General features: G+C 75.2%; 18 protein-coding genes. 3 read left to right on the top strand and 15 right to left on the bottom strand.

From position 1 onward, the window contains the following. Positions 1–89: 89 nt before the first annotated feature. The 14 genes from fxsT (ACIQR3_RS00365) to ACIQR3_RS00430 all read right to left on the bottom strand — a co-directional run bounded on the left by fxsT (ACIQR3_RS00365) (position 90) and on the right by ACIQR3_RS00430 (position 22,021). A complete protein-coding gene (fxsT, locus tag ACIQR3_RS00365) occupies positions 90–3,530 on the bottom strand; it encodes an FxSxx-COOH system tetratricopeptide repeat protein (RefSeq protein WP_403532345.1) in 3,441 nt (1,146 codons plus the stop codon). After that, positions 3,527–4,861: a CHAT domain-containing protein gene (locus ACIQR3_RS00370; protein WP_403532346.1), complete on the bottom strand. Its 1,335-nt coding sequence runs from the start codon at positions 4,859–4,861 to the stop codon at positions 3,527–3,529. Before ACIQR3_RS00370 ends, fxsT (ACIQR3_RS00365) begins: the two co-directional genes overlap by 4 nt. Then, the gene (locus ACIQR3_RS00375; RefSeq protein ID WP_403532348.1) at positions 4,851–6,866 is read right to left on the bottom strand and encodes a magnesium chelatase; all 2,016 of its coding nucleotides are present in this window, start codon (positions 6,864–6,866) and stop codon (positions 4,851–4,853) included. The genes ACIQR3_RS00370 and ACIQR3_RS00375 overlap by 11 nt, the downstream gene beginning before the upstream one ends. 7 nt (positions 6,867–6,873) lie before the next feature. Next, entirely contained in the window at positions 6,874–7,419 is a 546-nt protein-coding gene (locus ACIQR3_RS00380; protein WP_403532350.1) for a hypothetical protein, read from the bottom strand. Continuing rightward, positions 7,359–7,814: an AAA family ATPase gene (locus ACIQR3_RS00385; protein ID WP_403532351.1), complete on the bottom strand. Its 456-nt coding sequence runs from the start codon at positions 7,812–7,814 to the stop codon at positions 7,359–7,361. The genes ACIQR3_RS00380 and ACIQR3_RS00385 overlap by 61 nt, the downstream gene beginning before the upstream one ends. Next, positions 7,811–8,206 carry a CU044_2847 family protein gene (locus tag ACIQR3_RS00390; protein ID WP_403532353.1) on the bottom strand — a complete coding sequence of 132 codons (396 nt, stop codon included), beginning with the start codon at positions 8,204–8,206 and terminating at the stop codon, positions 7,811–7,813. The genes ACIQR3_RS00385 and ACIQR3_RS00390 overlap by 4 nt, the downstream gene beginning before the upstream one ends. Positions 8,207–8,312: 106 nt before the next feature. Continuing rightward, positions 8,313–11,354 carry an FxSxx-COOH system tetratricopeptide repeat protein gene (gene fxsT, locus ACIQR3_RS00395; RefSeq protein ID WP_403532355.1) on the bottom strand — a complete coding sequence of 1,014 codons (3,042 nt, stop codon included), beginning with the start codon at positions 11,352–11,354 and terminating at the stop codon, positions 8,313–8,315. Positions 11,355–11,509: 155 nt separating this feature from the next. Beyond that, positions 11,510–13,045 carry an aKG-HExxH-type peptide beta-hydroxylase gene (locus ACIQR3_RS00400; protein WP_403533904.1) on the bottom strand — a complete coding sequence of 512 codons (1,536 nt, stop codon included), beginning with the start codon at positions 13,043–13,045 and terminating at the stop codon, positions 11,510–11,512. Continuing rightward, the gene (locus ACIQR3_RS00405; protein WP_403532357.1) at positions 13,045–14,268 is read right to left on the bottom strand and encodes an FxsB family cyclophane-forming radical SAM/SPASM peptide maturase; all 1,224 of its coding nucleotides are present in this window, start codon (positions 14,266–14,268) and stop codon (positions 13,045–13,047) included. Before ACIQR3_RS00405 ends, ACIQR3_RS00400 begins: the two co-directional genes overlap by 1 nt. A gap of 93 nt (positions 14,269–14,361) precedes the next feature. Then, on the bottom strand, positions 14,362–14,535 hold the full coding sequence (fxsA, locus tag ACIQR3_RS00410) for an FxSxx-COOH cyclophane-containing RiPP peptide (protein WP_403532359.1): 174 nt from the start codon (positions 14,533–14,535) through the stop codon (positions 14,362–14,364). Positions 14,536–14,676: 141 nt separating this feature from the next. Then, positions 14,677–18,099, bottom strand: a complete 3,423-nt coding sequence (locus tag ACIQR3_RS00415; protein WP_403532360.1) for an SAV_2336 N-terminal domain-related protein — start codon at positions 18,097–18,099, stop codon at positions 14,677–14,679. A 7-nt stretch (positions 18,100–18,106) separates the two neighbouring features. Continuing rightward, positions 18,107–19,132, bottom strand: coding sequence for an AAA family ATPase (locus tag ACIQR3_RS00420; protein ID WP_403532362.1), 1,026 nt, complete (start codon positions 19,130–19,132; stop codon positions 18,107–18,109). Between the two features lie 160 nt (positions 19,133–19,292). After that, complete coding sequence (locus ACIQR3_RS00425; RefSeq protein WP_403532364.1) at positions 19,293–21,473, bottom strand: trypsin-like peptidase domain-containing protein; 2,181 nt, start codon at positions 21,471–21,473, stop codon at positions 19,293–19,295. Then, positions 21,470–22,021: a CU044_2847 family protein gene (locus ACIQR3_RS00430; protein ID WP_403532366.1), complete on the bottom strand. Its 552-nt coding sequence runs from the start codon at positions 22,019–22,021 to the stop codon at positions 21,470–21,472. The genes ACIQR3_RS00425 and ACIQR3_RS00430 overlap by 4 nt, the downstream gene beginning before the upstream one ends. Positions 22,022–22,277: 256 nt before the next feature. On the opposite strand from ACIQR3_RS00430, the gene ACIQR3_RS00435 reads away from it, so the two are divergent. From ACIQR3_RS00435 to ACIQR3_RS00445, 3 genes are all read left to right on the top strand, one after another. After that, positions 22,278–22,457, top strand: coding sequence for a DUF6104 family protein (locus ACIQR3_RS00435; RefSeq protein WP_152776632.1), 180 nt, complete (start codon positions 22,278–22,280; stop codon positions 22,455–22,457). Between the two features lie 129 nt (positions 22,458–22,586). Then, positions 22,587–23,480: a DUF4097 family beta strand repeat-containing protein gene (locus ACIQR3_RS00440; protein ID WP_403532368.1), complete on the top strand. Its 894-nt coding sequence runs from the start codon at positions 22,587–22,589 to the stop codon at positions 23,478–23,480. Position 23,481: 1 nt separating this feature from the next. Continuing rightward, the gene (locus ACIQR3_RS00445) at positions 23,482–24,519 is read left to right on the top strand and encodes a helix-turn-helix transcriptional regulator (protein WP_403532370.1); all 1,038 of its coding nucleotides are present in this window, start codon (positions 23,482–23,484) and stop codon (positions 24,517–24,519) included. A gap of 100 nt (positions 24,520–24,619) precedes the next feature. Here ACIQR3_RS00445 and ACIQR3_RS00450 read toward each other — a convergent pair whose 3' ends face one another. After that, positions 24,620–25,585, bottom strand: a complete 966-nt coding sequence (locus ACIQR3_RS00450; protein WP_403532372.1) for a zinc-binding dehydrogenase — start codon at positions 25,583–25,585, stop codon at positions 24,620–24,622. Positions 25,586–25,772: the final 187 nt, after the last annotated feature.

Below are 25,772 nucleotides of genomic sequence, written 5' to 3' on the forward strand. Positions count from 1 at the left end.
TCCGGGGGCGGGCCCTCCGTCGTGTCTTCGTCGTGCCTCCGTCGTGTCTTCGTCGTGCCTCCGTCGTGCCTCCGTCGTGCTCCGGGTCGTCAGGTGGTCTGGGGTTCGAAGTCCCAGTACGGGCGCCGGCGGGCGGCTGCGGAGACGGTGAGCGGGTGGCCGCCGCCCAGGGTGGCGGCGAGACCGGAGAGCGCGCGCCGCTCGCTCTCCTCCGCCTCCCCGCGCCGCCCGAGGGCCCGCAGATCGGCCGCGTGGGCCACGAGGGCGGACAGGGTGAGCGGGTGGCCGGGGCCCAGCGTCCCCTCGCCGCGGACGACGGTGTCCCCGCTCAGGCGGGCCGCCCGCTCGACGTCGCCGACCGCGTGGCACAGCGCGGACGCGCTCAGCGCGCAGCCCAGCGTCCAGGGGTGGTCGGGACCGACGCGGGCCGTCATGTCGGTCAGCGCCGCCCCGCCCAGGGCGCGGGCACCGTCCGTCTCACCGGCGCGCAGCAGCGTCAGCGCGTGGTTGGCCCGGGCCCCGACGGCGTACGGGTGGCCGGGCGGCAGGGTCGCCTCGTAGGCGGCGACGACGGACTCGCTGAGCTCGCGGGCCCGGTCGGCGTCGCCGTGCTCCCGTGCGAAGCAGCTCTGTCCGACGGCGAGGATCAGCGTCAGCGGGTCCCGGTCGCCCAGGACGTGCTCGGCGCGCTCCAGCGCGTCGGCGAAGTACCGGGCCGCGGTGTCGAAGTCGCCCAGGGCGTAGCGGCACATCGCGAAGTTGTGCGCCGCCCGCAGCGTCTGGGGGGCGTCGCGGCCGAGTGCCCTGCGGGCGGTGTCCAGGCTTCCGGCCAGTACGGACGCGGCGTCCGTGAAGCGGCCCAGCAGGCGCAGATCGGCCGCGTACGCGTGTTCCGAGTTGAGCGTCCAGGGGTGCCGTTCCCCCAGCAGTTCGCGGCGTGTCTCCAGCGTGCGCAGGTCGACCTCGCGGGCGGCTTCGTAGCGGCCGAGCAGCCGGAGGGAGACGGCCACGTTGTTCTGCGCGTTGACCGTGCGGGTGTCCTGGTCGCCGAGTTGTCCCCGGTACGCCGCCAGGACCCGCTCCGACACCTCCAGCGCCTCCGGGTAGTCGCCGAGTCCGCGCAGGTCCGCGGCGAGTCCGCCGAGGGCGCGCAGCAGCGTGGGGTCCTGGTCCCCGCGCTGTTCCTGGAGCTGCCGGACGGCCTCCCGCTCGATCCGCGTCGTGCGGTGGTAGTCGCCGGCGGCGCGCAGCAGGTTGGCGTAGTGATAGGTGAGTTCCCAGAGGAGGGGGTGGGACTCGCCGAGCGAGTTCCGCCAGATGCGCATGGCGTGCTCGCCGAGTGTGACGCCGGCCGCGTGCTCGCCCGCGAGGTACAGGTAACGCAGGCAGTTGAACACCAGCTGCTGGACCTGCGGATCGTCGCTGCCCAGTACGTCGGCGTGCTTGAGGTGGGGCACCAGCTCGGCGTAGCCGGGCCACAGCGCGGGCACCGAGGGCCGGCCGGGGTCCGCCTCCGCCAGGGCCCGCCGTACGACGTCGACCAGTTGGCGCTTCCGCGCGGCGGGCAGGCTCTGGCGGACGATCCGGCTGACGACGCGGTGCAGGTAGAAGATCTCGCGGTCCGGGTCCGTCTCGTGCGGTTCCACCCGGACGACGGAGTACCTCCGCAGCTGGCCGACCGCCCTGTCCCACAGTGCGGGGTCGGTCAGCAGCTCCGCCACGGAGGGCGGCAGGCCCTCGTGGCTCATGTCCCGGAGCAGGTGCACGGGGATGTAACCGGGGGCGAAGAAGGTGCACAGCCGCAGCAGGTCGACCGATTCGGGGACGGTTTCGCGGAGCTTGTTCAGCAAGATCGACCACGCGGTCCGGAAGGCCAGCGGGAAGTCCGCCGACACCCGCACCGCGTCGTCGAGGGCCCCCTCCTCCAGCAGGCCGATGTACTCCTCCACCGACATGTCGGAGTCGTCGAGCCAGCCGGCCGTCTGGTCGAGGAGCAGCGGCAGGTCCTCCAGCGCCTCGGCCAGCTTGTGCGCCTCGGGCTCGGTCAGCCGAGGGGCGCGGCGCCTGATGAAGGCGACCGACTCGTCCCGGGCGTAGACCGGCACTTCCAGGAGCCGGCTGTCGTGCTCGCTCCACGCCGGATTGCGGGAGGTGATGAGCACGTGGCCCGGGCCGCCGGGGACCAGGTCCCGGATCTGGTCCGGCTCGTCCGCGCCGTCCAGGACCAGCAGCCAGCGCGCGTACGGCTCGCCCCGGCGCAGGGAGTCGCTCAGGGCGCGCAGCCGCTCGCCGTACCCCTCGCCCGTGCGAAGGCCCAGCCTGGGTGCCAGCTCCGCCAGTTGACGGCGGTAGGTGACCCGGCTCTCCGCGTTGACCCACCAGACCACGTCGTACTCGGAGCCGAACCGGTGGGCGTACTCCGTGGCGAACTGGGTCTTGCCGACGCCCGACATGCCGTACAGCGTCACCACGCCCGAGGTCCGCAGCGCGTCGTACACCTCGGTCAGCAGGGCCTCGCGGCCCGTGAAGTGGCTGTTCCGGCGCGGGACGCTCCCCCACACCTCCGGTATCGACGCCGGGAACCGGGGGCCGTGCCGGGCGCGGTCGGCGCTCCTGGGGACCGGGCCCGCGGGCAGGTCCAGCAGGGCCAGCACCCGTCGCTCGGCCTCCTCGGCGTCGATGCCCACCAGCCCCGACGGCCGGAGCGCGGCGACGGCCGACGGGAGGTCCGCGGTGGTGACGGAGACGGCGGCGAAGCGGGACGGGTCGGGGGCGACGACCTCGCGCAGCGCCTCGTTCCACTCCTCGTGGGAACGCGGCCCGAGCTGGAAGTACCACTCGCTGACGACGATGAGGACGCGGCCCTCGGCGAGCTTCAGGTCGCGCAGCAGGTCTACGAGGGGGACGTCGGCCGGGGACTCCCAGCGCAGGTACACCACCCGCAGTCCGCGCCGCTCCAGCCGGTCTCCGATCCAGGCCGCCCAGGCCCGGTCGAAGCCGGCGAAGCTGATCGTCACCGTGCGCCGGTCCGGCTGCGCGGCGGCGGGCCGGCGGTGCGGTGCCGGCGCGGGAGGGGCGGGCCGCAGCGCGGGGGGCCGGGGGGCGTCGTGGACGGGCGGGGCCTGCCTGCGCTCCCGGTCGGGGACGTCTTCGCCGGCGCGTATCTCCGACCGCAGCTCCGCCTTGCGGACCGGCACCCCCCACTGGTTGGTGACCGTCAGCCACAGCGAGGCCGGGCCGGTGTCGGGGCCCGCCGAGACCCGGAAACGGGCTGGTCCGTACGTACCGCCGAAGCGGTGCAGGACGACGCCGGGTTCGCCGAGGGCCGCGCAGGTGAACAGCGGGGCGCCGTCCAGGGTGACGGTGAAGGTGAACTCCTCCTCCGGGTAGGGCCAGTCGTCCTGGGTGGCGTCCGGAGCCGGGAGGGGGCCGCGCAGGTCGACGGTGACGAGGTAGTCGCAGCCCGCTTCCGCCCGCCGGGGCCAGGCCACCACGGGTTCGATCATCAGGGGCCGTTCCGCGCCGCTCACCGGCCGTACCCCCCTTCGGCCCGTGCGTCCGGGCCCTCGGCGGCGGTGAGCCTCAGTGTGGTCCGCGGATGGCCGTAGAAGTGGAACATGAACGCGTACAGCAGCCGCAGGACCCGTTTCTGGCCGGCGCTGTCCAGCCGGCCGTCGTCGTCGAGCCGTCTGGGCAGCCGGGCCGTCGACCCGAACTCCGCGAGCGCGCCCGCGCGGAAGGACCGCAGCGTCTGCGGGACCGGCCGGTACGGGTGGCGGGCGACCTCGTGCACCAGTTGCCGCACGAGCCGGCGGGCCTCCTGGTCACCGACCTTCCCGGCGGTGACGATGCAGCCGCCCGCGCCCTTGCGCAGGAACAGCTCCGCGAAACCGCGCAGTTCCTCCTCGCCCTGGGCCCGGTTCTTCACCGCTCGCCCCGAGTCGCAGGCGTTGAGGCAGACCAGGGAGCGGTCCCGGCCGAGCACGGTCATCGGCTCCTCGTTCAGCTCGGTCCAGGAGAGATCGCCCAGGGTGAGGCGGGGCACGGTGTCGCCGTAGGTGCCGTGGCAGCCGAAGTAGACCAGGCCGGTGGCGTCGGGCAGGGTGTCGAGGTCGTGCAGGAACGGGGTCATCCGCCGGTGCAGCCGGTGCGCGTACGGGGCGAAGACCTGACCGTCGTCGGCCATGTCCTGGTGGAGGTAGCCGAGGACCCGTCCCGCGCAGTCGCCGGTCTCCCGGGGCAGGTCCTGGCTGAGGTCGCGCACGGTGGTCCAGCGGGAGACGACGGTCAGCGCGCCGAGCGGACCGCCGGCCAACGCGTGCGCCGCGTCCTCGGGCAGCCAGAACAGCTCCCAGGGCAGGTCGAAGCCGGTGTCGTCCCAGACGACGAGGCGCAGCGCTTCGCCGTGCCGGGCGCGGATCGAGTTGAGCCACCGCGCCAGTTCGGGCTGGTTGGCCGACCAGTGCCGGATGCCGCGCAGCACATCGGTGGGGTACTCGCCGTCGGGCTGCCGCAGGGCGGCGAGGGTGATGCCCGGGGCGGCCAGCCGCGTGGGCCCGGGCGCGCAGGTCACGGTCAGGTCGCCGCACCAGCCGCGCAGCCGGTACCCCCGGCCGGCAGGGCCGCCGCCCTCGCCGCGCACGACCCGCAGCACGGCGTACCCGTCCTCCAGGCGGGCGCCGGGGTGTGCCGCGGTGCCGCCGAGTCCGGCGGGCGGTTCCTGACCGCGGCGCAGGTGGGACACGGCGACGGCGGGCCGCCGGGCCGCGGCCTTCAGCTGGCCGGGCAGGCCGGTGCGGCGTACGGCGGTACCGGCCCCGGTCAGCCAGCGCGGCGCCCGCTGCCGCGGCTCAGCACCCACCGTCGCCTCCCGCCCCGCTCCGCCCCTGCACGACCGTCGCGCCCAGGCTGTCGGCGAGGACGAACGGCAGGTCGCCGTAGGGTTCCCGGGCCGGGTCGACGACGGCCACGTGCAGCCGGGTGCGGTCCATCGCGCCGATGCGGGCGGCGACCTCGACGGCGTCCTCGACACCGGCGGCGGCCACCGTGCCGGTCAGCCGTCCGGTGTGGCTGGCGCGCAGCGGGATGTTGCCGCGGCCGTCGGTGACGACGACCAGCCAGGCCTCCGCCGGTCCGGTGCCGTGCTGCCGGAAGGTCCGGCGCAGCGCCTGGGCCGCCAGCTCGACGCCGTGCGCGAGCGGGGAGGCGCGGCCGGCCTCGCGGTACAGCGCGGCGAGCACCTGGGGGTCGAGGACGCTGCGGGCCGCGAAGGACTGGGCCCGCAGCTCGTCCTTGGCGTCCGCGGCCCCGACCTCGATCACCTGGACGGTGGCCCGGCTGGTGTACGCCCACTGCAGGAAGGGCGCCAGGGAGTCCTGCCAGTCCCAGTCGCCGTCCCGGCAGGTGTGGTCGAGGAGCAGCGTCAGCACGCGCTCGGGGGCGCCGGCCCGGACGTGGGAGTGCAGGTCGGCCGGCGCGATCGTGAACCGGTCGGTGCGCCGCACGCGTTGGTGCACGGCGGCCTCCCGGACGGTGCGTACGTAGGCGAGGTCGCGCAGGTCGGTGGCGCGCCGGGTGCCGATCACGGGGCCGCGGGCGAGGGCGGGCCCGGAGGAGCGCCGGCCGGGGCCGCGCAGCGGGGTGGCGTCACGGGGCCCGGCCGGCTCGTCCTCCGGGAACGGGGTGCCGGGCCCGGCGGGTGTGCCGCCGGGGCCGCCGCCGATCCCCTCGGCGGGCCCGGTCTCCAGCAGCGTCCGGTCCGCGGAGGACGGACGCCGGCTCTCCCCGCCGGGGCGGCGCGTCCGGACCGTGCTGGGCGTGGCGCCGGCGGACGGCCGCTCGGCGGGCCCGGGGCCGGGCTCGGGTCCGGGCGGGGTGCCGGGCACGGTCAGGCCGATGATCCGGGCCGCCGTGTCGCAGTGGCCGGCCACCGCCGACGGCTCGCCGTCGAGGGCGGCGACGGTGCGGGCCAGCCGGGCGAGGGCCAGTTCGCGGCGGACGCCCGCGTCGGGTCCGAGCAGCTCCTGTACGCGGGTCAGCGCCTCGTCGGTGACCGGGACGGGCGGCACGCCCCGGACGGCGGCGGTCCGCCACGTGGGCGGCAGCCCGGCGAGCACCTGCTCGGGCGGGGGCAGGGCGAGGTCCGGCACCGGCAGCCGTACGGCGAACCGGTCCAGCAGGTGCCGGCTGAGCCGTCCCGCGTCGGCCGAGCGGCAGACGGCCAGCCAGCGGGCCCGGGGCCGGACCGTGCGGCGCAGTCCGGTGCGCTCCACCACGGCGACGTCGGCGCCGAGCAGCTGGACGGCGGCGCGCATCCCGGCCACGCTCAGCCGGGGCAGGTCGGGGACCACGACCAGCGGCGGCGGACCGGGGCGGCCGTCGGCGTCGACGAGGGGGCCGGGCTCGGTACGGAAGGTGATGCCGTACGTCTCGCGCCGCAACCGGGTACGGGTCCACAGGTCCTCGTCGCGGCCGGCGGCACCCAGGACGACGGGGGGCGGGGCGGGGGCGGCGGGGGTGGCGGGGGTGGCGGGGGTGGTGCGGGACGGGTTGGCGGGGCCGGGCCGGGACAGGTCGGCGGGGCCGGGACGGGACGGGCTGGCCGCGGTGGTGCGGGACGGGTCGGCGGGGCCGGGCCGGGACGGGTTGGCGGTGGTGGTGCGGGACGGACCGGCGGGGCCGGTGAGCAGGCCGGTGAACAGCCGGGTGACCGGGTCGAGGAGGCCGGGTTCCAGGTCGAGGAGGAGGACGCCGGACAGGGCGGGCTCGGCGGCGGCACAGACCAGGGCGTGGACGAGCCGCCGCACGGGGTCGGCGGCATCGTCGGCGGCGGGGTCGGCGGCGGGGTCGGGTGGCTCGGTGACCATGGCCGGCTCAGACCTCGAAGAGGTCCTTGACGCGGGCCTGGTCCTCCGGCCCCCAGTCGAAGGTGCCGCCGTGGGTGGTCTCCGGCCGCCGGTGCCGCAGGGCCATCGGCAGCACCCGCAGCACGTGCCCGGGACCGACCCGGTCGGCGCCCTCCAGGGCGGCGAGGGCGCGGGCCGCCAGCGTGGCAACGATCTCCCCGCGCTGTCCCACGGCCTCGGTCCGGTCCGCCGCCTCCCCGCACAGCCGCAGCACGTCGTCCGGCACGGCGACGTCCGCCACCCGGCGCCGGGCGGCGGCCAGCCGGTCGCGGAGGGCGGCGTCGTCCCGCCGGGCGGCGGCGAGCCACGCGGAGTCCGGCCGTGCCAGCTCCTCCTCGAAGTCCAGCACGGTGCGGATCAGCCGGTAGCGGTCGCCCGCGTCCAGCTGTCCGGCGGTGACCATCATCCCGAAGCGGTCCAGCAACTGCGGTCTCAGGCCGCCCTCTTCGGGGTTCATGGTGCCGACGAGCCCGAAGGAGAGGTGCCGGGCGGCGGCGAATCCCTCGCGCTGCACCGACAGCACCCGGTGGAGACGACGTCCAGGATGATGTCGACGAGGTGGTCGTCGAGCAGGTTGACCTCGTCGATGTAGAGCATGCCCTTGTCCGCCGCGTCCTCCAGGAGCCCGGGCTGCGGACGCGCCTCGCCGCGGATGAGGGCGTCCAGGTCCCAGCCGCCGAGGACGCGGTCGTCGGTGGCGTTGATGGGGAGGGTGACCGGCAGCTCGCCGTGGGCCATCAGCGCGAAGGCCCGCACCAGGGTGGACTTGGCGGTGCCGCGCGGCCCCGCCATCAGCACGCCGCCGATCCGCGGCAGTACGTGGTTCAGCTCCAGCGCCAGCTTCAGTTCGTCCTGGCCCACGACCCGGGAGTACGGCAGGATGCGCACGCCCGGCGGGACGCCGGTCACGACGCGGTCCCGTCCGACGCGGCCCCGTCCGGGGCGGTCCGCCAGCGCAGGGTGATCTGGAGCTGTGCCTCGGCCCCGCTCTTGACCAGGGCGGCGACCCCGGCGTCGATCTTGATGGCGAGCTGCAGCTCGATCTCGTCCGGCCGCAGCGCCTCCTCCAGCTCCCCGAAGCGCCGTACGGCCTGGGCGGCGCACCGGCGGGCGAGGTCGAGCCCGTCGGTGTAGACGTCCCGGGCGACCCGGACGACACGCTGCCCGGCGCCGTCCCGGGTCTCCTCACCGCCGTAGACGAGGTCCAGCCCGTCGTCGGCGGACGGGCCGGGCGCCACGTCCACCTCGACCGGAATGGGCCCGTCCGTGCCCGCCGGAACGGGCCCCACTAAGATCACCACACGTCCCCCTGATGCAACTCACGTGTGTCCCCTGCGTGTTGAGTGACCCGGTTCATTCCCCGGTGCGCCGGGGGTTATGCGCACCGGTCGGGCGTTCGGAAGACGATCAGGTGTGCTGCGGTTCGAAGTCCCAGTACGGCCGGTTGCGAGAACGGGCCGAGACAGTGTGGGAGTGCTTGCTGCCCAGGGTGGCGTCGAGATCGGAGAGAACCTCCTGCTCGACCTTCTCCGCCTGCCGGCGGTCCCGCAGCCCTCGCAGGTCGGCTGCGTAAGCGACCCGGGTCGACAGCGTGAGCGGATGCGTGCGCCCGAGCCACTCGGTGGCCCGCGCCACCGTCTGCCGGCTCAGCTCGGCCGCGCCCTCGACGTCGCCCATGAGGTTGCGCAGCGCGGAGGCGTTCAGGGCACACCCCAGGGTCCAGGGGTGACGCTCGCCCACGGCCTCGGTCATCTCCGCCAGCGCCTGCTCGATGAGGGCGTGGCTGTGGTCCCGTTCGCCGACGTTGCGCAGGATCAGCGCCTGGTTGGCGCGGGCACCGGCGATGAACGGATGCCCTTCGGCGTGCATCACCTCGTACCGGGCGACGACGGCCTCGCTCAGTTCGCGGGCCTGGTCGATGTCGCCGTGCTCGCGGGCGTAGCAACTCTGGCCGGTGGCGAAGATCAGCGTCAGCGGATGGGTCTCGCCGAGCACCCGCTCGCCCCGCTCCAGGACGCTGGCGAACAGCGCGCCGGGCTCCTGGGGACCCTCACCGCGGTCCCGCCTGCGGTCGCGGTCGCCCATGCGGTACCGGCACATGGCGAGGTTGTACTCGGCCCTGAGAGTCTGCTGGTTGTCCCGGCCGAGCACGGTCCGCGCCTCGTGGACGTTCTTGCTCTGGATGGACTCCGCCTCGCCGTAGCGGCCGAGCAGCCGCAGGTCGTTGGCGTACTGGATCTCCGAGTTGAGCGTGAAGGTGTGCTGGGCCCGCAGGAACTGCCGCCGTGCCTCCATGGTCTGCTTGTCGACGTCCAGGGCCTCCCGGTACCAGCCGAGCAGCCGCAGCGACACGGCCAGGTTGTTCTGCGCGTTGAGGGTGCGCGAGTCCTGTTCGCCGAGGAGTTCGCGGTAGGTGGCCAGTACCCACTGCGACATCTCCAGCGCCTCGTCGTAGCGGGCGAGGCCGCGCAGGTCGGCGGCGAGGCCGGAGGCGGCGCGCAGGTACTCCAGGTCCTGTTCCCCGCGCTCTTCGCGCAGGTGGTCGACGGCGGCGCGGCTGAGCGACTCGCTGCGGATGTAGTCGCCGCTGCCGCGCAGCAGGTTGGTGTAGTGGTACGCCAGCTCCCAGATCCGTGGGTGCGTCTCGCCGAGCAGGGTGCGCCAGGCCTTCATGGCGCGCTCGGCGAGCTTGACGCCGGAGCGGTACTCGCCGGAGAAGTACATGTACCGCAGGCAGTTGAAGACCAGGCGCTGCACCTGCGGGTCGCGGCTCTTGAGGACGTCGGCGTGCTTGAGGTGCGGGGCGATCTCGGCGTAGCCGGGCCACAGGTCGGGGTCGGTGGGCCGGCGCGGGTCGGCCGCGGCCAGGGCCCGGCGGACGACGTCGACGAACTCCTTGCGGTCCGCCTCCGGCATGTCGTTGTTGACGATCTGGTGCACCATGCGGTGCAGGTACAGCGACTCGCCCGAGGACGCCGACTCGTCGCCGGACATCTCGTGGGACTCCAGGCGCACCACGGAGTACGTACGCAGCTGGTTGATCGCCCGGTTCCACAGCAGGGGGTCGTTGAAGAGCCGGACGAGCTGTTCCGGCAGTTCGTCGCCCGGGGTCTCGCGCAGCATCCGTACGGGGATGAAGCCGGGGGCGAAGAAGGTGCACAGCCGCAGCAGGTCGACGGATTCCGGGACGGTGTCGCGCAGCTTGTTCAGCAGTATCGACCAGGCGGTCTGGAAGGCGAGCGGGAAGTCCGCGGACACCTTGACCACATGGCCGTCGACGCCGTCCTCCAGCATGCCGATGTACCGCTCCACCGACATGTCGGAGTCGTTGAGCCAGCCGGCCGTCTGGTCGAGGAGCAGCGGCAGGTCCTCCAGCGCCTCGGCCAGCTTGTGCGCCTCCGGCTCGGTCAGCCGGGGGGCGCGGCGCCGGATGAAGGCGACCGACTCGTCGCGGGCGTAGACCGGCACTTCCAGCAGGCGGCTGTTGTGCTCGCTCCACTCGGGGTTGCGGGAGGTGATGATGACGTGGCCGGGGCCGCTGGGCACCATGTCCCAGATCTGGTCCGGCTCGTCCGCGCCGTCCAGGATCAGCAGCCAGCGCGAGTAGGGGTCGCCGCGGCGCAGGGAGTCGCGGACGGCACGCAGCCGCTCGCCGTACTCCTGGCCCGTCTGCAGGCCCAGTTTGGGTGCCAGTTCGGCGAGTTGGCGCCGGTAGGTGACCCGGCTCTCCGCGTTGACCCACCAGACCACGTCGTACTCGGAGCCGAACCGGTGCGCGTACTCGGCCGCCAGCTGGGTCTTGCCGACGCCGGACATGCCGAAGAACGTGACGACGCCGGCGCCGGGTTCGGCGTTCTGGAGCTGGGTGTACGCCTCGTTGAAGAGGGGTTCGCGGCCGGTGAAGCGGGTGTTGCGGCGCGGTACGGAGCCCCACACGTCCGGCATCGAGGCGGGGAAGCGCGGTCCCCGGCGCGCGGTGGCGGCCGGCTCGGGCAGCGGCTCGGACGGCAGGTCGAGCCGGTCCAGCAGGCGCCGTTCGGCCTCCTCGGCGCCCATGTTGGTCAGGCCCACCGGTCCGAGCACCGCGGCGGCCGACGGGATGGTGGCCGTGGTGACGGAGACGGCGGCGAAGCGGGACGGGTCGGGGGCGACGACCTCGCGCAGCGCCTCGTTCCACTCCTCGTGGGAACGCGGCCCGAGCTGGAAGTACCACTCGCTGACGACGATGAGGATGCGGCCCTCGGCGAGCTTCAGGTCGCGCAGCAGCTCCACCAGGGGTACGTCGGCCGGGGACTCCCAGCGCAGGTACACCACCCGCAGTCCGCGCCGCTCCAGCCGGTCTCCGATCCAGGCCGCCCAGGCCCGGTTGAAGCCGGCGAAGTGGATGGTGACGGTCTGTTTCGCGGCCCCCCTCTCGGTCGGCCCGACCGGCTTACGAGCTCCAGACATGCAGCGGCCTCCAGCGCGCGTGATACCACAGATCCTAGGACCTCGGCGCGTCGTACGTAAGGTCATGCGTGAGTCCTACGCGGGTCCGTCGGCTCGACGGGGACGTACCTCGGTCAGACGATCTTTCCGCACCCGGGCGGCGCGCGCAGGCATCCTCACTCATTCGGCCGTGGGAGTGCGGAAGCGCGGCGCTGGGTCCACAGGGCGCGCGCCGATTTCACGTACGCCTGCGCGCGGGCCGTGTGGTCCCGGGGCGCGGGATGGTCGGCCATGCGCTGGTAGGTGGCGGCCATCTCGTCGACGAAGCGGCGGCCGGGCACGGTGAGGTCGGGCGAGCCGACGAGGGCGGGCAGGGCGGCGCCGACCTGGGCGTGGTAGCGGGCGTGCTGGGCCCAGGCCCAGTCGCGCTCCGGGGGGCGGGTGAGCAGGGCCCGACGCTGGTAGTACGAGGCCATGGCGAGGTGGGAGTAGGTGCCCTGGAGCAGGCCGTCGTAGGGGCGGGGGTCGGGCCGCCAGGGGGCGAAGTAGCGGGCCTCGGGGCCGGCCCGGTGCAGGGTCACCAGGTCGGTGAGGGCGGCGAGTTTGGCGTGCTGGAGTTCGTGGACGAGGGTCGCGGCGAAGGTGACCGGGTCGGGGGGCGTACTGCTGAGCAGGGCGCCGAACGCCTCACGGCGGGTGGCGCTGCAACTGCCCCGGCCGGTGCCGATCTCGGGCGGCATCTCCAGCGGGACCAGGCAGCGCAGCAGTGCCGCGGCCTCGGTGAGGCGGTGGGCGCCGCCCGAGCGCAGGGCGACGGCCGTGCCGTTCCAGGCCTGGAGCCAGCGTTTGCGTTCCGCGTCGTCGAGGGTGGCCGCGCCGCTGAGGCTGCCCCGGTGGGTGCTGTAGGGCGGCTCGCGGTACGGGTCGAGGTCGTCGAGGGGCATGGGCGGGGCGGACGGGAGCAGTCCGGGGAGCGCGTGCGCCGGCGTCCACGCGGGGGCGCCCGACCAGGCGCCGGTGCCGTTCTCCAGGTGGACGCGGACGTCGGGCGCGTCGGGCTGGCGGATGGTCAGGACGCCGTCCCGGTGGGTGACGTCGACCGGTACGTCGCCGGAGGCCGCCGTGTGCAGGGCGCCGAGGGAGGGGAGGGTGAGGACGCCGGCGCGGGCGGTCAGCCGGGTGGCGAACGGCAGGCCCGCCGCGGCGGCGGCGACGGCGGCGACCGCGCTGAAGTGGGCGAGGTCGCGCCGCAGGGACCGGGCCTCGGCCGGGGTCCCGCGCCCCGCGTCCAGACCGCGCAGACAGGACCGCGCCCAGGGGCCGGTGAGGGGGTGGAACAGCCGGGCGCGGGCGGGGGTGAGGGGGCGCTCCACCCCCGGGAGGGCGCGCCCCGCCCCCGGGAGGGCCCGCTCCACCCCCGGGAGGGCCCGCTCCACCCCCGGGAGGGCGCGCTCCGTCACCGTCCCCTGTACCGGGTCCGCGGCGGCAGTGGCCGCGTCGGCGTCCGCCAGCATCGCCCAGTCCTCCCGCAACCGTGCCTTCCGCCCCGCGTCGCACACCGTCGGGCCGGCCGCCTCGGCCGCGTCGAGCACGGCGCGCAGCACCAGCAGCCGCCGGGTGTCCTGGTCGCGCACGAGGAGGCCGAGCGCGTCGGGACCGCCCTCGGTACGGGCGAGTTCGGCCAGGATCTGGTCCGGGACCGTCGGGAACATCACGGAGCGCTCCCTTCGCGCGGGGACGGTGGGGACGGTGGGGACGGTGAGGACAGCGACGACGACAGGGACTCCGCATCCGGTACGACCGCCCCCGCCAGCCGCCCGGCCACGTGCCGGATGAAGCGCTGGAGGTCGGCGCAGTACACGGACGGGTTCCGGAAGCCGTGTCCGGCCCGGTAGCGGTGGGCGTAGTGGCCGCCGCCGCAGACGCGCAGCAGCGGACACGCCCGGCACTGCCCGGCGAGGGCGGCCGCGCCCGCCTGCCGGGCGGCCACGCCCGGGTGCCGCAGCGCCTCGTCGAAGGCGTGCCGGAAGACGTCGAGGCCGGTCTCGGCGGCGCCCGGGTAGGCCGACTTGAGGGAGTCGACCTGCTCGATCGATCCGTCGGTCTCGACCACGACAGCGTCGAACGGCGCGAGCCCCAGCGCCTCGCCGGCCGCCGGCAGGCCCAGCAGCAGCGCCACGCACTCCTCGAAGAGCCGCACCCGCGTCTCGCGCCGGCCCGCCGCCCACCAGCGGTCGAAAACGGCGCACAGCCAGTCGCCGTAGCGGACGCCGGTCTGCCCCGGCGGGCGGGCCGACCAGTTGCCGTGCGGCAGCAGCAGGTCCAGGGCGGGCGGACGCAGGGCGAGGAGCGACTCGTACGTCTCGACCGGGTCCAGCTCCGGGTCGACGACGGTCAGGACACCCGCGTACGACGCCGGGAACCGGTCGGCGACCAGCCGGGCGCCCCGGACCGCCGCCGGCCAGGACGGGCGCCCCGCGTGGCCGACGCGCCGCCGGTTGTGCGCGGCGGTGCCGCCGTCGAGGCTGATGCCGACGCGGACGCCGGCGTCGGTCAGTACGCGCAGGCGGTCCTCGGTCAGGAGCGTGCCGTTGGTCTGCACGACGGCGTGCACGGCGCACCCGGCGGGAACGCGCTCGCGCACCCGGCCGGTGAACCGGGCGAGGGTGCCGGCGCCCGCCAGCAGGGGCTCGCCGCCGTGCAGGACCAGGGCGAGGTCGCCGAGGGCGTGCGCGCGGGCGTGCTCGGCGATGCGGCCGGCGGTGCGCTCCAGTACGTCGGCGGAGGCGGCGGCGGGGCGGTCACGCCAGCCGCTGTCGGGGCCTCCGTACAGGTAGCAGTAGGTGCAGGCGAGGTTGCAGCGGCCGTGCGTCTTGACGATGAACTGCCGGAAGGGAACGGGCTGTCCGGACACTCCTGCACCCACCCCCGCCATGCCGTACGCCCCCGCGCCACGGCGCTTGCCGTATGAAACGAATTGCCCGGCGCGGCACCCGGCCGAAACCCGGGGCCGTCGAACTTGGCCTGATCAGAACGAGTTGTCGAACCCCCACATCATGTCGCTCGGCTCCGCCGCCCGCTCCCGCAGTTCGCGGAGCACTTCCCGCAGTACCGGATGGTCGATCGCCCCCAGCTCCGCGAGCCCCAGTGCCAGCAGGTCCGGCAGCGGCTCCCCGGCGCCGGACTCGTACGCTGCGCCCATGTCCCCGTTCCTCTCCCTCGGTCCCCTCGGTTCCCTCGGACCCTTCGGACCCCTCGGTCCTTCAGGCCCCCCTCAGTACACCCGGCCGGTGAACCGCCCGGGTGCCCGGTGTGCCCAGTGCGCCCGGTGTGCCCGGGTGTCTCATTCCAGTTCGGCCAGCCGCTGCGCGGTCTGCTGTGCCGTCGGTTCGCCCGTGCCCAGCCGGTCCTGCGGCAGCCGGGCCCACTGGGCGCGGGCCGCCCGGTAGGCGTCCCGGGCCGCCCGGGGACGCGCCGCCGCTTCGAAGGACATACCCCGCCAGTGGTGTGCCTGCGCGGCCAGTTCCACGGCCTCCTGGCGCCGGCGTTCCGTTTCGGCCTCCCGCTCGGCGTGCCCGGCGGACTCGGCGGCGGCCCGGAAGACGTCGGCCGCCACGTCCAGCCGGGTCGCCCGGCCCAGGTTCTGGTACGCCTCGAACTGCGCCTGCCCCAGCTCCAGCCGGCAGCGCGCCGCCAGCAGCGGGTCGTCCGCGTCGGCCGCCGCCAGCCCGAGGAGGTGCTCGGCCTCCCGCAGGTCCACCCGGTCGCCGCGCACCTGGTACCGGTGCATGAGCGCCCGTCCGAGCAGCAGCAGCCGGTGGGCCGCGAGCGGGCTGCCCGCCGGGGTCTCCATCCGGCAGTCCCGCAGCACCCGGATCGCCCGGGACAGCCGTTCCCGGGACCGCGCGCCGCTCTCCAGGACCGCCAGCCTGAGCAGCACCTCGCCCCACTCGGCGAGCACGTCGGCGTGCGCGGGCGCGTCCCGGGGCATCCACTGCGCGGCCTGCCCGAACCACTCCGCGGCCCGCTGCAGTTCGGCCGGTTCCCCGGAGTCGGCGTACCGCGCCCCGGCGATCCGCCCGGCCCGCACCAGCAGCGCGGCCCGCTGCCCCTGCTCCCGTACGACGCCCAGGGCCTCGTCGACGCGGGCCCGCGCCACGTCGAGCGGGCCGCCCGCCCGCAGCAGCGCGTCCACCAGGTCGGTCAGGGTCCGCACCCGGGCCCGGACGGCCTCGGTGGTGGTGGCGCCGTCGGCGGGGTCGCCGGCCTCCAGCGCCCGGCCCAGCGAGTGCGCCGCCTGCTGCGCGTAGAGCCGGCTCTGCGGCGGGTCGGTCGTCACCTCCGCCAGCCGCAGCAGCACCCGGCCGTGGGCGAGCGGGAGTTCGGCCGGCCGGCCGTGCCGTTCGGGCCAGGCGTCGGCGAACGCCTCCAGCATGCCGACGGCACCCTGGAGCAGCGCGCTGTCCCGGCCGAGGCGCCACTGGGCCTCCAGGGCGCCGACCCGCTCCAGGGTGAGTTCCAGCGCCTCCCGCTCGTCCAGGCCGGGGGCGGCGCAGGCCACGGCGTACTCGCGGTCGGCGCGGCGCAGCAGTTCCTGGGCGCCGGACCGGTCGCCGCGCCGCCGGGCGTCGGTGGCGGCGGCGTGCAGCACGCGCGCGAGGACGGCGCGTTCGCGCAGGGCGTGCGGGTGCGCGGCGGCGCGTTCGGCGGCCTGCTCGGCCTCGCTCAGCAGGGCGTCGCCGCCCTGCACCTCCCACAGGCGCAGCGTGCAGTGCGCGTACTGCGCCCACAGCGTGGGGTCGGTGCCGGCCTGGCCCTGGTGTTCGGTGGCGCCGCGCAGCAGCTGCACCGCGTCGATGAGGTCCTGCACCATGCCCTCGTCGTCGAACCGGGCGAGCAGGTCGCGGGCCCGGACGACGGCCTGGTGCGGGGGCCGGTCGGCGGGCGGCGTGGCCGTGCGGCCGGGGGAGGCGGAGCGGCTGTCGTACAGGGCGAACTGCTCGGGCAGCGGCATGAACCGCTCCAGGACCCGGGCGGCGATCTCCGCGAAGGGCTGCGGGACGCGGTCGGCCTCGCCACCACCGCCGTCGTCGCCGTTCTCGGGGTCCCCGGTGACGTAACGGACGCCGCGGCCCTGGGTGCGCCCCGTACCGCCCCCGCCCCCGGTCCCGCTCCCGCCACCGCCACCGCCACCACCGCTGCCGTCGCCGAGCTGGGCCAGGGCGAGGGCGGGGAAGTTGGGGCCGCCCTTGCCGAAGCGCTGCTCGATGTACTCCGAGCAGTGCTTGAGCACGAGCATGGCCTCGTCGCGGCCGAGACGGGACAGCAGGGCCTCGCGCACGTCCGGTTCGATCTCGTACCACTGGACGCCGTCCGTGCCGTACTCCGGGCCGGCCCGGGTGACCAGGCCGCTGACCAGCACCTCGGCCAGCTCGGACGGGCCGGAGCCGGGCAGCATGGTGCGCTGCACCAGGTGCATCACCGGCAGGCACAGCGGCGCCGCCGCGAGGTAGACGGCGAGCCGCCCGGCGGCCGGGGAGGCGACGGAGGTGAACCGGCTGACCCGTTGGTACGGCGACCGCTGCCGGTCCGCGCGCGGTGCCGGGGCGGGCGGCTGAGCGGCCCGAACCCAGCCCACGGCGCCCGGCACCGGTCCGGTGCCGGCCCCGGACAGCAGCCGGGCCCAGGCGCCGAGGGCGACCGGCTCGGGCGGCAGCACGGGCACGGGCAGCGCGCCCCGGCGGGCCGCGGCGGGCCGTCCGCCGGGGACGCGTACGCGCAAGGCGGCGGCGCCGCTGAGGGTGTCGCCGCGGGACAGCTCGCCGAAGGTGACGGGCAGCCGGGTCCGGTTCCACATGCGCTGCGGCAGCGGCTGGAGGACGGCGACGGGGCCCTGCCGGGAGAGGTGGTGGAGCAGCCGGTGGGCGTGGCCGCTGTGCCAGAGCGGGCCCGCGCAGTCGCTGACGAACAGGACGATCCGGCGTCCGGTCGGGTCGCTGAGCCGGTCCGCGGAGTGCAGCGGCGCGGTGTGCGGGTCCGGGCTGCGGCTGACCGCGGCGCCGCCGTCCGGGCTCTGGTGCAGATGGCTGACCTCGATGTCCGAGAAGGCGCCCAACTGGCCGAGGATCTGCTCCAGTTCGCTGAACAGCCGGTCCCACACCCGCATCGAGGAGGAGGCGTCGAGGACCAGGTGCAGCCGGGCGTCGCGCCGGGTCACCGAGCGGTGGACGGGCAGGATCAGCCCGCCGGCCTGGGCGCTCTGCTCGGCCGTGGCGACCTCGTCCAGCTCGGTGCGCCGGGGCGGGGCGGGGCTGCGGTAGCCCTGCAACGGGCGCAGGGCGCGCTGGAGTGCGAGCGGGGAGGGCAGGACGGGGGCGGCGGGTACGCCCACCGGCAGCGCGCGGGCCCGCCCGGGGCCGCCCGACGCCCCGGCGCGCGGCACCGGGTAGAGGGCCACGCGCCGGTCGGCCGGGTCGGCGGGGGGCGGTTCCTCGGGCACGGCGGACCGGGCCCCGTCGTCCGGCCGCGGGGCCGGGGGCCGGTCGCGGGGCGGGACCGGCGGTGGTTTCGGCCGGCCGTCCCGCGGCTCCGGTACGTCGGCGGCGTCGGCGGGGCGGGCCCAGCCGGCCAGCCACAGGGCGTCGCGGAGCTGCTCGGCGTCCGGGTCGAGGCCGATCTCCCGCAGCCGGCGGACCAGTTCGGCGAGGGGATCGGCGTCGGGCGGGCCGGGGTGCCCGGGACCGTGACGTGCCGCTGCGTCGGGCATCAGCACGTCACCTCGGGCGGTCGAGCCGCTGGATGAGCAGGTCGGCGAGCCGGTCGCGGCTGGGCGCGGCCGCGGCGCCGGTGAGGTAGATGGCGTTCAGCAGCTGGTCCGCCGCCAGCAGTTCGCTGCGGGACCGCTCCAGGAACCGGGTGATCAGGTCGTCGCCCGCGCGCGCCGCCTCGTCGCCCAGGTGGGCCCGTACGAAGGTGGCGAGCCGCCGGTGGTCGGGGCGGCCCAGCTCCAGGTGGATGCAGCGGCGCATCAGGGGCGGCGGGAAGTCCCGCTCGCCGTTGCTGGTCAGCACCACGAAGGGGAAGGCGCGGCAGCGCACCCGGCCGTCGCGCACCCGTACCTTCACGCCGTCCGCGGTGAGCACCTCGGCCTCGCCGTCGGGGAGCCGGTCGGCGATGCGCTCCAGCTCGGGGATGGCGAACTCGCCCTCCTCCAGCACGTTCAGCAGGTCGTTGGGCAGGTCGATGTCGCTTTTGTCCAGCTCGTCGATGAGCAGCACGCGCGGGGTGTCGGACGGCAGCAGCGCGGTGCCGAGCGGGCCGAGCCGGATGTAGCTGCCGATGCCCTCCACGGCCCCCGGCGCCCCGGCCGCCGAACCGAAGCCGCCCTGCGCGGCGATCTGCACGTCCTGGAGGCGGGCGATGGCGTCGTAGTGGTACAGCCCGTCCTGGAGGCTGGACCGGCTCACGATGGACCAGCGCAGCACGTTGCCCAGGCCCAGTTCGTACGCCACCGAGTGCGCCAGCGTGCTCTTGCCCGCGCCGGGGCTGCCGGTGACCAGCAGGGGGCGGCGCAGGTACAGCGCCGCGTTGATCATCTCCAGTTCCTCGGCGCCCGGCCGGTGCAGCTCGGCCATGTGCCGGTGGGCGCCGAGCCTGCGGTCCTCGGAACCGTCGCCCGCGCCGGTCGCCCCGTCCCGGCCGGCGAAGTCGCGCCAGGGCGGCGGGGCGGGGAGCCGCTCGATGCCGTCATGGGGCTCGCCGGCGCCCCGGTAGATGAGCCACTCACTGGATTCGGTCATGATCCGGTCCTCGTCGTCACTCGTCCACAGGGGCAGCCGCTCGAACGCCCCTCACGGTATCGATGCCCAAGGGGCCTGGTAAGGAGGCAGACGGACTCGGGGGCGGGCGGAGGCGCGGACAGGGGCGCGGACGGGAGCGCGCCCTCGGAGGCAGGCGCGTTCAAGGAGCCTCCAGGAGGTCGCCCGCGCCCGGCAAGGGCTGGAGCGGATCGTCGTACAGCAGGGCTATTCCGGCGGCCCAGAAGGTCTCGGTCTGGCCGACGCGCAGCTTGCGGCGCAGGTCGTGCACGACCTCGGGCAGCTGGTGCGCGCTCGGCGGGCCGGCGATCTCGTCGAACGTGCCGCGGTGGAACTCCCCGCAGACCGCCTCCGGCAGGCTGCGCCGGTGGCGCCACAGGGCGACGCCGAAACCGCCGCGCACGATCCGGGCCAGCGCCGCGGCGTCGTCGTCGTAACGGTCGTCGCCGTAGCGGCACAGCACGGGCACCGTGCCGTACGGCAGTCCGCGCAGCTCCTCCAGGCGGGGCACGGGCTTGCGCAGTCCCTCGTCGCAGTCGAGGACCTCGACCGACGCCCGGTGCATGTGCAGCCAGCGCCAGCGGGCCCGGCGCTCCTCCTCGGGGTCGGGCGGCCGGGCCGCGCCGTCGTCCCCGTACGCGTGGCCGTCCGCGTCCGCGCCCTGGTACCCGTACGGGTACGGGTACTCGCTCTCGTACGCGTACTCGTCCTCGGCGAAGGCGTCGTCCTCGGCGAGCCGGCCGCGGTCGGAGCAGCGCAGCACGACCGGGCGCAGCGCGCCCAGCGGCTGCGCGTCCGGGCCCAGCCGCCACTCGTCGGCCGCCAGCCGGCCGAGCAGGGAGTACGGCAGGGCGACCTGGAGGACGGCGGGCCGGCCCGGTTCGTCGCAGTGCCGGAACGCCTCGGTGAGCGGGGCCGTCAGCCGCTCGGCGAGCCGCGTCAGCGGGGCCTGCTCGCCGTCGTCGAGGCGGCGCGCCTCGGCGTCGGGCGAGAGGACGGAGACCGACCAGTCGCAGTGGTCCGGCTCCCAGTGCCGCTGCTCCAGCTCGACCAGCACGGCCGGCCGCGCCACCGCCGGACGCCCGTGGGCCGTGCCGTGCCCGCCCCGCCGCACCCGCGGCCCGCGCCGCCGCAGCCCGCGGGACCGCCGGGCGTCCAGTTCCTGGCGCTGGTGGGCGCCGAGCCGCTGCACCGCTTGCCACGCCCAGCGCCGCAGGGCCTCCTCGGCGGCCGGGGTGCTGGGCGCGACGTAGGGCCGCTCGGCGACCATGGCCTCCACCGCGTAGCCGAGGACGAGGGCGAGCGCGCCGTCGTCGCGGACGCTCTCGTACAGGGCGCCCAGACCGTCCCGCCAGCCGCGCGGCGCGGGCAGCAGGGGCGCCTGGAAGCCCGGCAGGTCGTCGAGGATGTCGAGCAGGGAGTGGGTGCTGACCGGCGGCGGCAGGTCGGCGAGCCGGCCGAGCAGCTGCACCCGTTCGTCCGGGCTGAGCGTGCGGCCGGGCCGGGCGCCGAGCTGGCGCTGCACGTCCGCCCAGGTCTGGCGGCGCGCGTCCGGATGGCGCTGCCGGTCCCGGTGGTAGCGGTCGTGGGCCTGGAACACCGCCTGGTACAGGTCGTCGTGCTCGGCCGCCAGGGGCTCGGCGGGCACCGGCAGCGTCCGCAGTTGTTCGAGCCCGATGGACGTGCCCCCGCGCGCGTGGTGCGCCTGGGACTTCACGAGGCCGATGACCTCGCCCCGCTCCGGGTCGATCACGGGGCCGCCCGAGACGCCGTGCGGCAGGTCGTTCTCACCGAGGCGCAGCTGCACGTCCGAGGCCCAGCCGCCGATGGTGCCCTGCACGGTGAGGGGGCCGTAGAGCATCTGGAGCCGGCCGTCCACCTCCGTCCAGCCCGCGTAGAGGACCTTGCCGTCGGCGTAGTAGGCCGGCGGGCGTTCGGAGACGTACACGCACTCGTGGTCGACCGGCGCGCTCAGCCGGATCAGCGCGAGGTCCGGGGCCGGCCAGTTGCCGGACGGGGGCGCGGGGCTGTCCGGCAGCATCGCCACCACGTGGCCGGTGACGGCGGACATGCCGCGTCCCGGCGCCGGCTGGTAGACCACCGCGACCTCGCCCCCCTCCCCCTCGCATGCCACGTGCGCGCAGGTCAGAACCCAGTTGGGGGCGACGAAGAAGCCACTCCCGAGGAACGACGCGGGTTCGTCGAGGGCATACCCGGACCCCGCCCGGTGAATGCGCACGGTGGCCGCCATGACGAGGCCACTGAGCGCACGCCGGGCGGCATCGAGGGCGCTCGACGCGCCTGGGGCGTACCCGCTCGTCATGCCCCGCCCCCGGCCGCGGCGCTCCCGGCACCGCCGTGCCCCGCGGCGCCGGGGGACGCGCCGTCGCGCGCGCCCCCGCCCGTGCCGGACGATGTGCCCCCGGCCCCTCCGGTTCCCCCGGTCCCTCCGGTTCCCCCGGAACCCCCGGGCCCCCCGGGCCCCCCGGCGTCCTCCGTGCCGTCGCCGGGCGGGTACGGCACCGCCGCTCCGCTGTTCCAGGTGAGCGTGACCGTGATGCCGGCCTTGGCCTCGCCGTCGGCGAGCAGGCCGACGACCTTGCCGGCCTTGGCGGTCAGCTCGATGCCGAACTGCACGCTGACCTCGTCGGGCCGCACCGCGCGCAGCGGCTCCGCCAGCGACCGCGCCACCCCGGTCACCAGGGAGTGCAGGCTCTCCACGGTCGCCTCGACCCGTTCGGTGAACCCGGTGTCGCTGTACGCCAGCCCGCCCGGCCGCCCGGACAGCTCCTCCCCGCCCGAGATCCGGGCCCAGACCGGCGTCCCGTCCGGTAACGCGATCCGTGCGACTCTCGTCACTTCCCGTCCCATGGAAGTCCCCCGTTCCCCCGCGTCCCCCTGAAAGCGGTCGCCCTGCGAGGCTAACCGCCGGGTTCCGCCGGCGCGAGGGCTTCGGCCGCCCCACGGGACGCGCCCCTCCCTGCGCCTATCCTTTTTCCTGTCCTCTTCCGTCTTTCCCGTCCGGTTCCGCACCGGGCGGCAAGACCTCACCTCTTTTTCCGCAGGAACAGGGTCTTTCCCGCACGGGACGCTCCCAACCCCTGCGCCGACCGACGGAGCACCATCCATGTACTTCACCGACCGCGGCATCGAGGAGCTGGAGAAGCGGCGCGGCGAGGAGGAGATCACCTTCGAGTGGCTCGCCGAGCAGCTGCGGACGTTCGTCGACCTCAACCCGGACTTCGAGGTCCCGGTGGAACGCCTGGCCACCTGGCTGGCCCGGCTGGACGACGAGGACGAGGAGTAGGCGTCCGGCAGCGGATGCACCGTGGCACCACCCTGCCACCACCCGAACGAGCGTGTTGACTTTCCCCTCGCGCGATATATCGTGAATACGAGAAGACACGATATGGCGTGTCGTCAGGAGGTCCGCACCATGCCCGAGTGGTCCGTCACGCAACCGCGCAGGCTCACGTTCGACACCCCCGTGAGGGAGCTACACGTACGCCTCGTCGACGGCACGGTGAACGTCGTCGGCGCGGAGGAGGGCCCGGCCCGGCTGGAGGTCTCCGCGATGGAGGGCGCCCCCCTGATCGTGGACCAGGAGGGCGGCACCCTCACGGTGGCCTACGAGGACCTGCCCTGGAAGGACTTCCTGAAGTGGCTCGACCGCAAGGGCCGGCGCCGCAGCGCGGTCGTCTCCCTGACGGTCCCCGCGCACACGCGCGTGGAGGTCGGCGTGATCGGCGCCACGGCCGTGCTCTCCGGCCTCGACGGCCACGCGGAGATCCGGGGCGTCACCGGCGACACCACCCTGGTCGGCCTCGCGGGTCCGGTACGGGCCGACACGGTCTCCGGCAGCGTGGAGGCCCAGGCTCTCACCGGAGACCTGCGCTTCCACTCGGTCTCCGGTGACCTGACGGTCGTGGAGGCCGGCTCCTCCGTCCGGGCGGACTCGGTGAACGGTTCGATGATCGTCGACTGCGACCCGGCGAGCCGCCCCACCGACATCAGCCTGACCAACATCTCGGGTGACATCGCCATCCGCCTGCCCCAGCCCGCCGACGCGGAGGTGGAGGCCAACACGGCGAGCGGCGCGGTCTCCAGCGCCTTCGAGGACCTCGAGGTCACCGGCCAGTGGGGCGCCAAGCGGATCACCGGGCGCCTGGGCGCGGGCACCGGCCGTCTGAAGGCGACCACGGTCACGGGCTCGATCGCGCTGCTGCGCCGCCCGCCGACGGAAGCGGAGCACCCCCCGGCGGACGCGACGGCGAGCTCCCCGGCCGGCCCCCCGTCCGACGGCCCGACGACCGACAAGAAGGTGCTCTGACATGCCCCCCGTCTTCGCCCACGGCCGCCTCCGCCTCTACCTCCTGAAGCTGCTCGACGAGGCCCCCCGCCACGGCTACGAGGTCATCCGCCTCCTCGAAGAACGCTTCCAGGGCCTGTACGCCCCCTCGGCCGGCACGGTCTACCCCCGCCTGGCCAAGCTGGAGGCCGAGGGCCTGGTCACCCACACCACCGAGGGCGGCCGCAAGGTGTACTCCATCACCGACGCCGGCCGCGCCGAACTGGCCGACCGCAGCGCCGAACTGGCCGATCTGGAACTGGAGATCCGGGAGTCGGTCGCCGAACTCGCCGCCGAGATCCAGGCCGACGTACGGGGTGCGGCGGGCGACCTGCGCCGCGAGATGCGCGCGGCGGCCTCCGCGGCCCGCCGGGGCGCCGGAACCACCTCCGCCGACCACGAGACCGCCGAGGCGTGGCGCACCGCCAAGGAGGAGATGCGCCGCGTCAAGCAGGAGTGGAAGGAACAGGCCCGCCGCGCCAAGGACGAGAGCCGCCGGGCCCGTGACGAGGCCCAGCGGGCCCGACGCCAGGCGAAGGAGGCCCAGGAGTGGGCCCGGACCCAGGCCCAGGAGGAGGTCCAGCGCATCGCCCGCCGCGTCCAGGAGCAGGTACAGGACCACTTCGTCCGGGGCGACTGGCCGACGGGCCTGCGCGAGGGCCTGAGCGAACTGGCCAAGGAGGTAGGGGACTTCGGCAAGGACTGGCCGTTCACCCGCACCACCCCCTCACCCGCCCCCTCGGACCCCACCCCCCACCCGCACCAGACCCCTCCGGACTACTCGTCCACCCCGGAGGACTTCCCCGCCGCCTACGAACCCTCCTGGGCCCACGAAACGGCCACCGACTCCACCGGCGACCCGGCCCGCGACCTGGACCGCCTGCTGGACCGCTTCCGGGACGACATCCGCGACGCGGCCCGGGACCACGGCATCACAACGGACCAGCTCCGCGACGCCCGCCGCCACCTCTCGACAGCCGCGGCCCACATCGGCGCCCTGCTCCGCACCCCGCACCCCTGACCCCGGCCCGCACGGAAAGGGAGGCCCCTCACCCGCCCGCGCCTCCCCTTCCCGAACCGCCCCCGAACCGCCCCGGCCCCGGCCCCGGCCCCGGCCAGCGTCACCCACGCCCCAACACGATCTTCCCGAAAAGCTCCCCCGACTCCATCCGAGCGAATCCCTCACGCGCCCGTTCCAGAGGCAGCACCTCGTCGATCACGGGACGCACCCCGGTGGCCGCACAGAACGCCAGCAGGTCCTCCAGCTCGTCCTTGGTCCCCATCGTGGACCCCACGACCTTCAGCTCCAGGAAGAAGATCCGCGTCAGCTCGGCGTGCGAGGGCCGGTCACCACTGGTCGCGCCGGAAATGACCAGCGTCCCACCGGGCCGCAGCGACTTGACCGAGTGCGACCAGGTGGCGGCCCCCACCGTCTCGATCACGGCATCGACCCGCTGTGGCAGCCGCGCCCCCGGCTCGACGGCCTCCACGGCCCCCAGCTCCACCGCCCGCTTCCGCTTGGCCTCGTCCCGGCTGGTCGCGAACACCCGCAGCCCGGCCGCCTTCCCCAGCACGATCGCAGCCGTGGCGACTCCGCCCCCGGCCCCCTGCACCAGCACCGAATCCCCGGGCCGCACCCCGGCGTTCGTGAACAGCATCCGGTACGCCGTCAGCCAGGCCGTCGGCAGACAGGCCGCCTCCGCGAACGACAGCTCCTTGGGCTTCGGCAGCAGATTCCAGGTCGGTACGGCGACCCTCTCCGCGAAGGTCCCCTGATAACGCTCGGTCAGGATGGACCGGGGCTCCTTCACCCCGACCCCGTACCCGCTCTGGCCGATGACGGAATGCAGCACGACCTCGTTGCCGTCCTCGTCGACCCCGGCGGCATCGCACCCCAGGATCATCGGCAGCCGGTCCTCCGCGAGACCGACGCCCCGCAGGGACCACAGGTCGTGATGGTTGAGTGAGGCGGCCCTGACATCGACGACACTCCAGCCGGGCCGGGCCTCGGGAGCGGGACGCTCTCCCAACTCCAGACCATTCAGCGGCTGATCACGGTCGATCCGGGCGGCGTAGACAGCGAACATGCCCCCGACGATAGATTCCCCACCCGCCCACGAGAACCGACCGCACCTGTGACACGCGTCCTCTTGCCACGCACGACACACCGGCACCCGCACCCGCAGCCGCACCCGCACCCGCACCCGCACCCGCAGCAGCCCACCACCCAACAGAAAACGGCCCCGCCCACCCAAGGACGGGACCGTTGGAGAA

It is taken from the genome of Streptomyces sp. NPDC090994 (assembly GCF_044768905.1).
Lineage (GTDB): Bacteria > Actinomycetota > Actinomycetes > Streptomycetales > Streptomycetaceae > Streptomyces.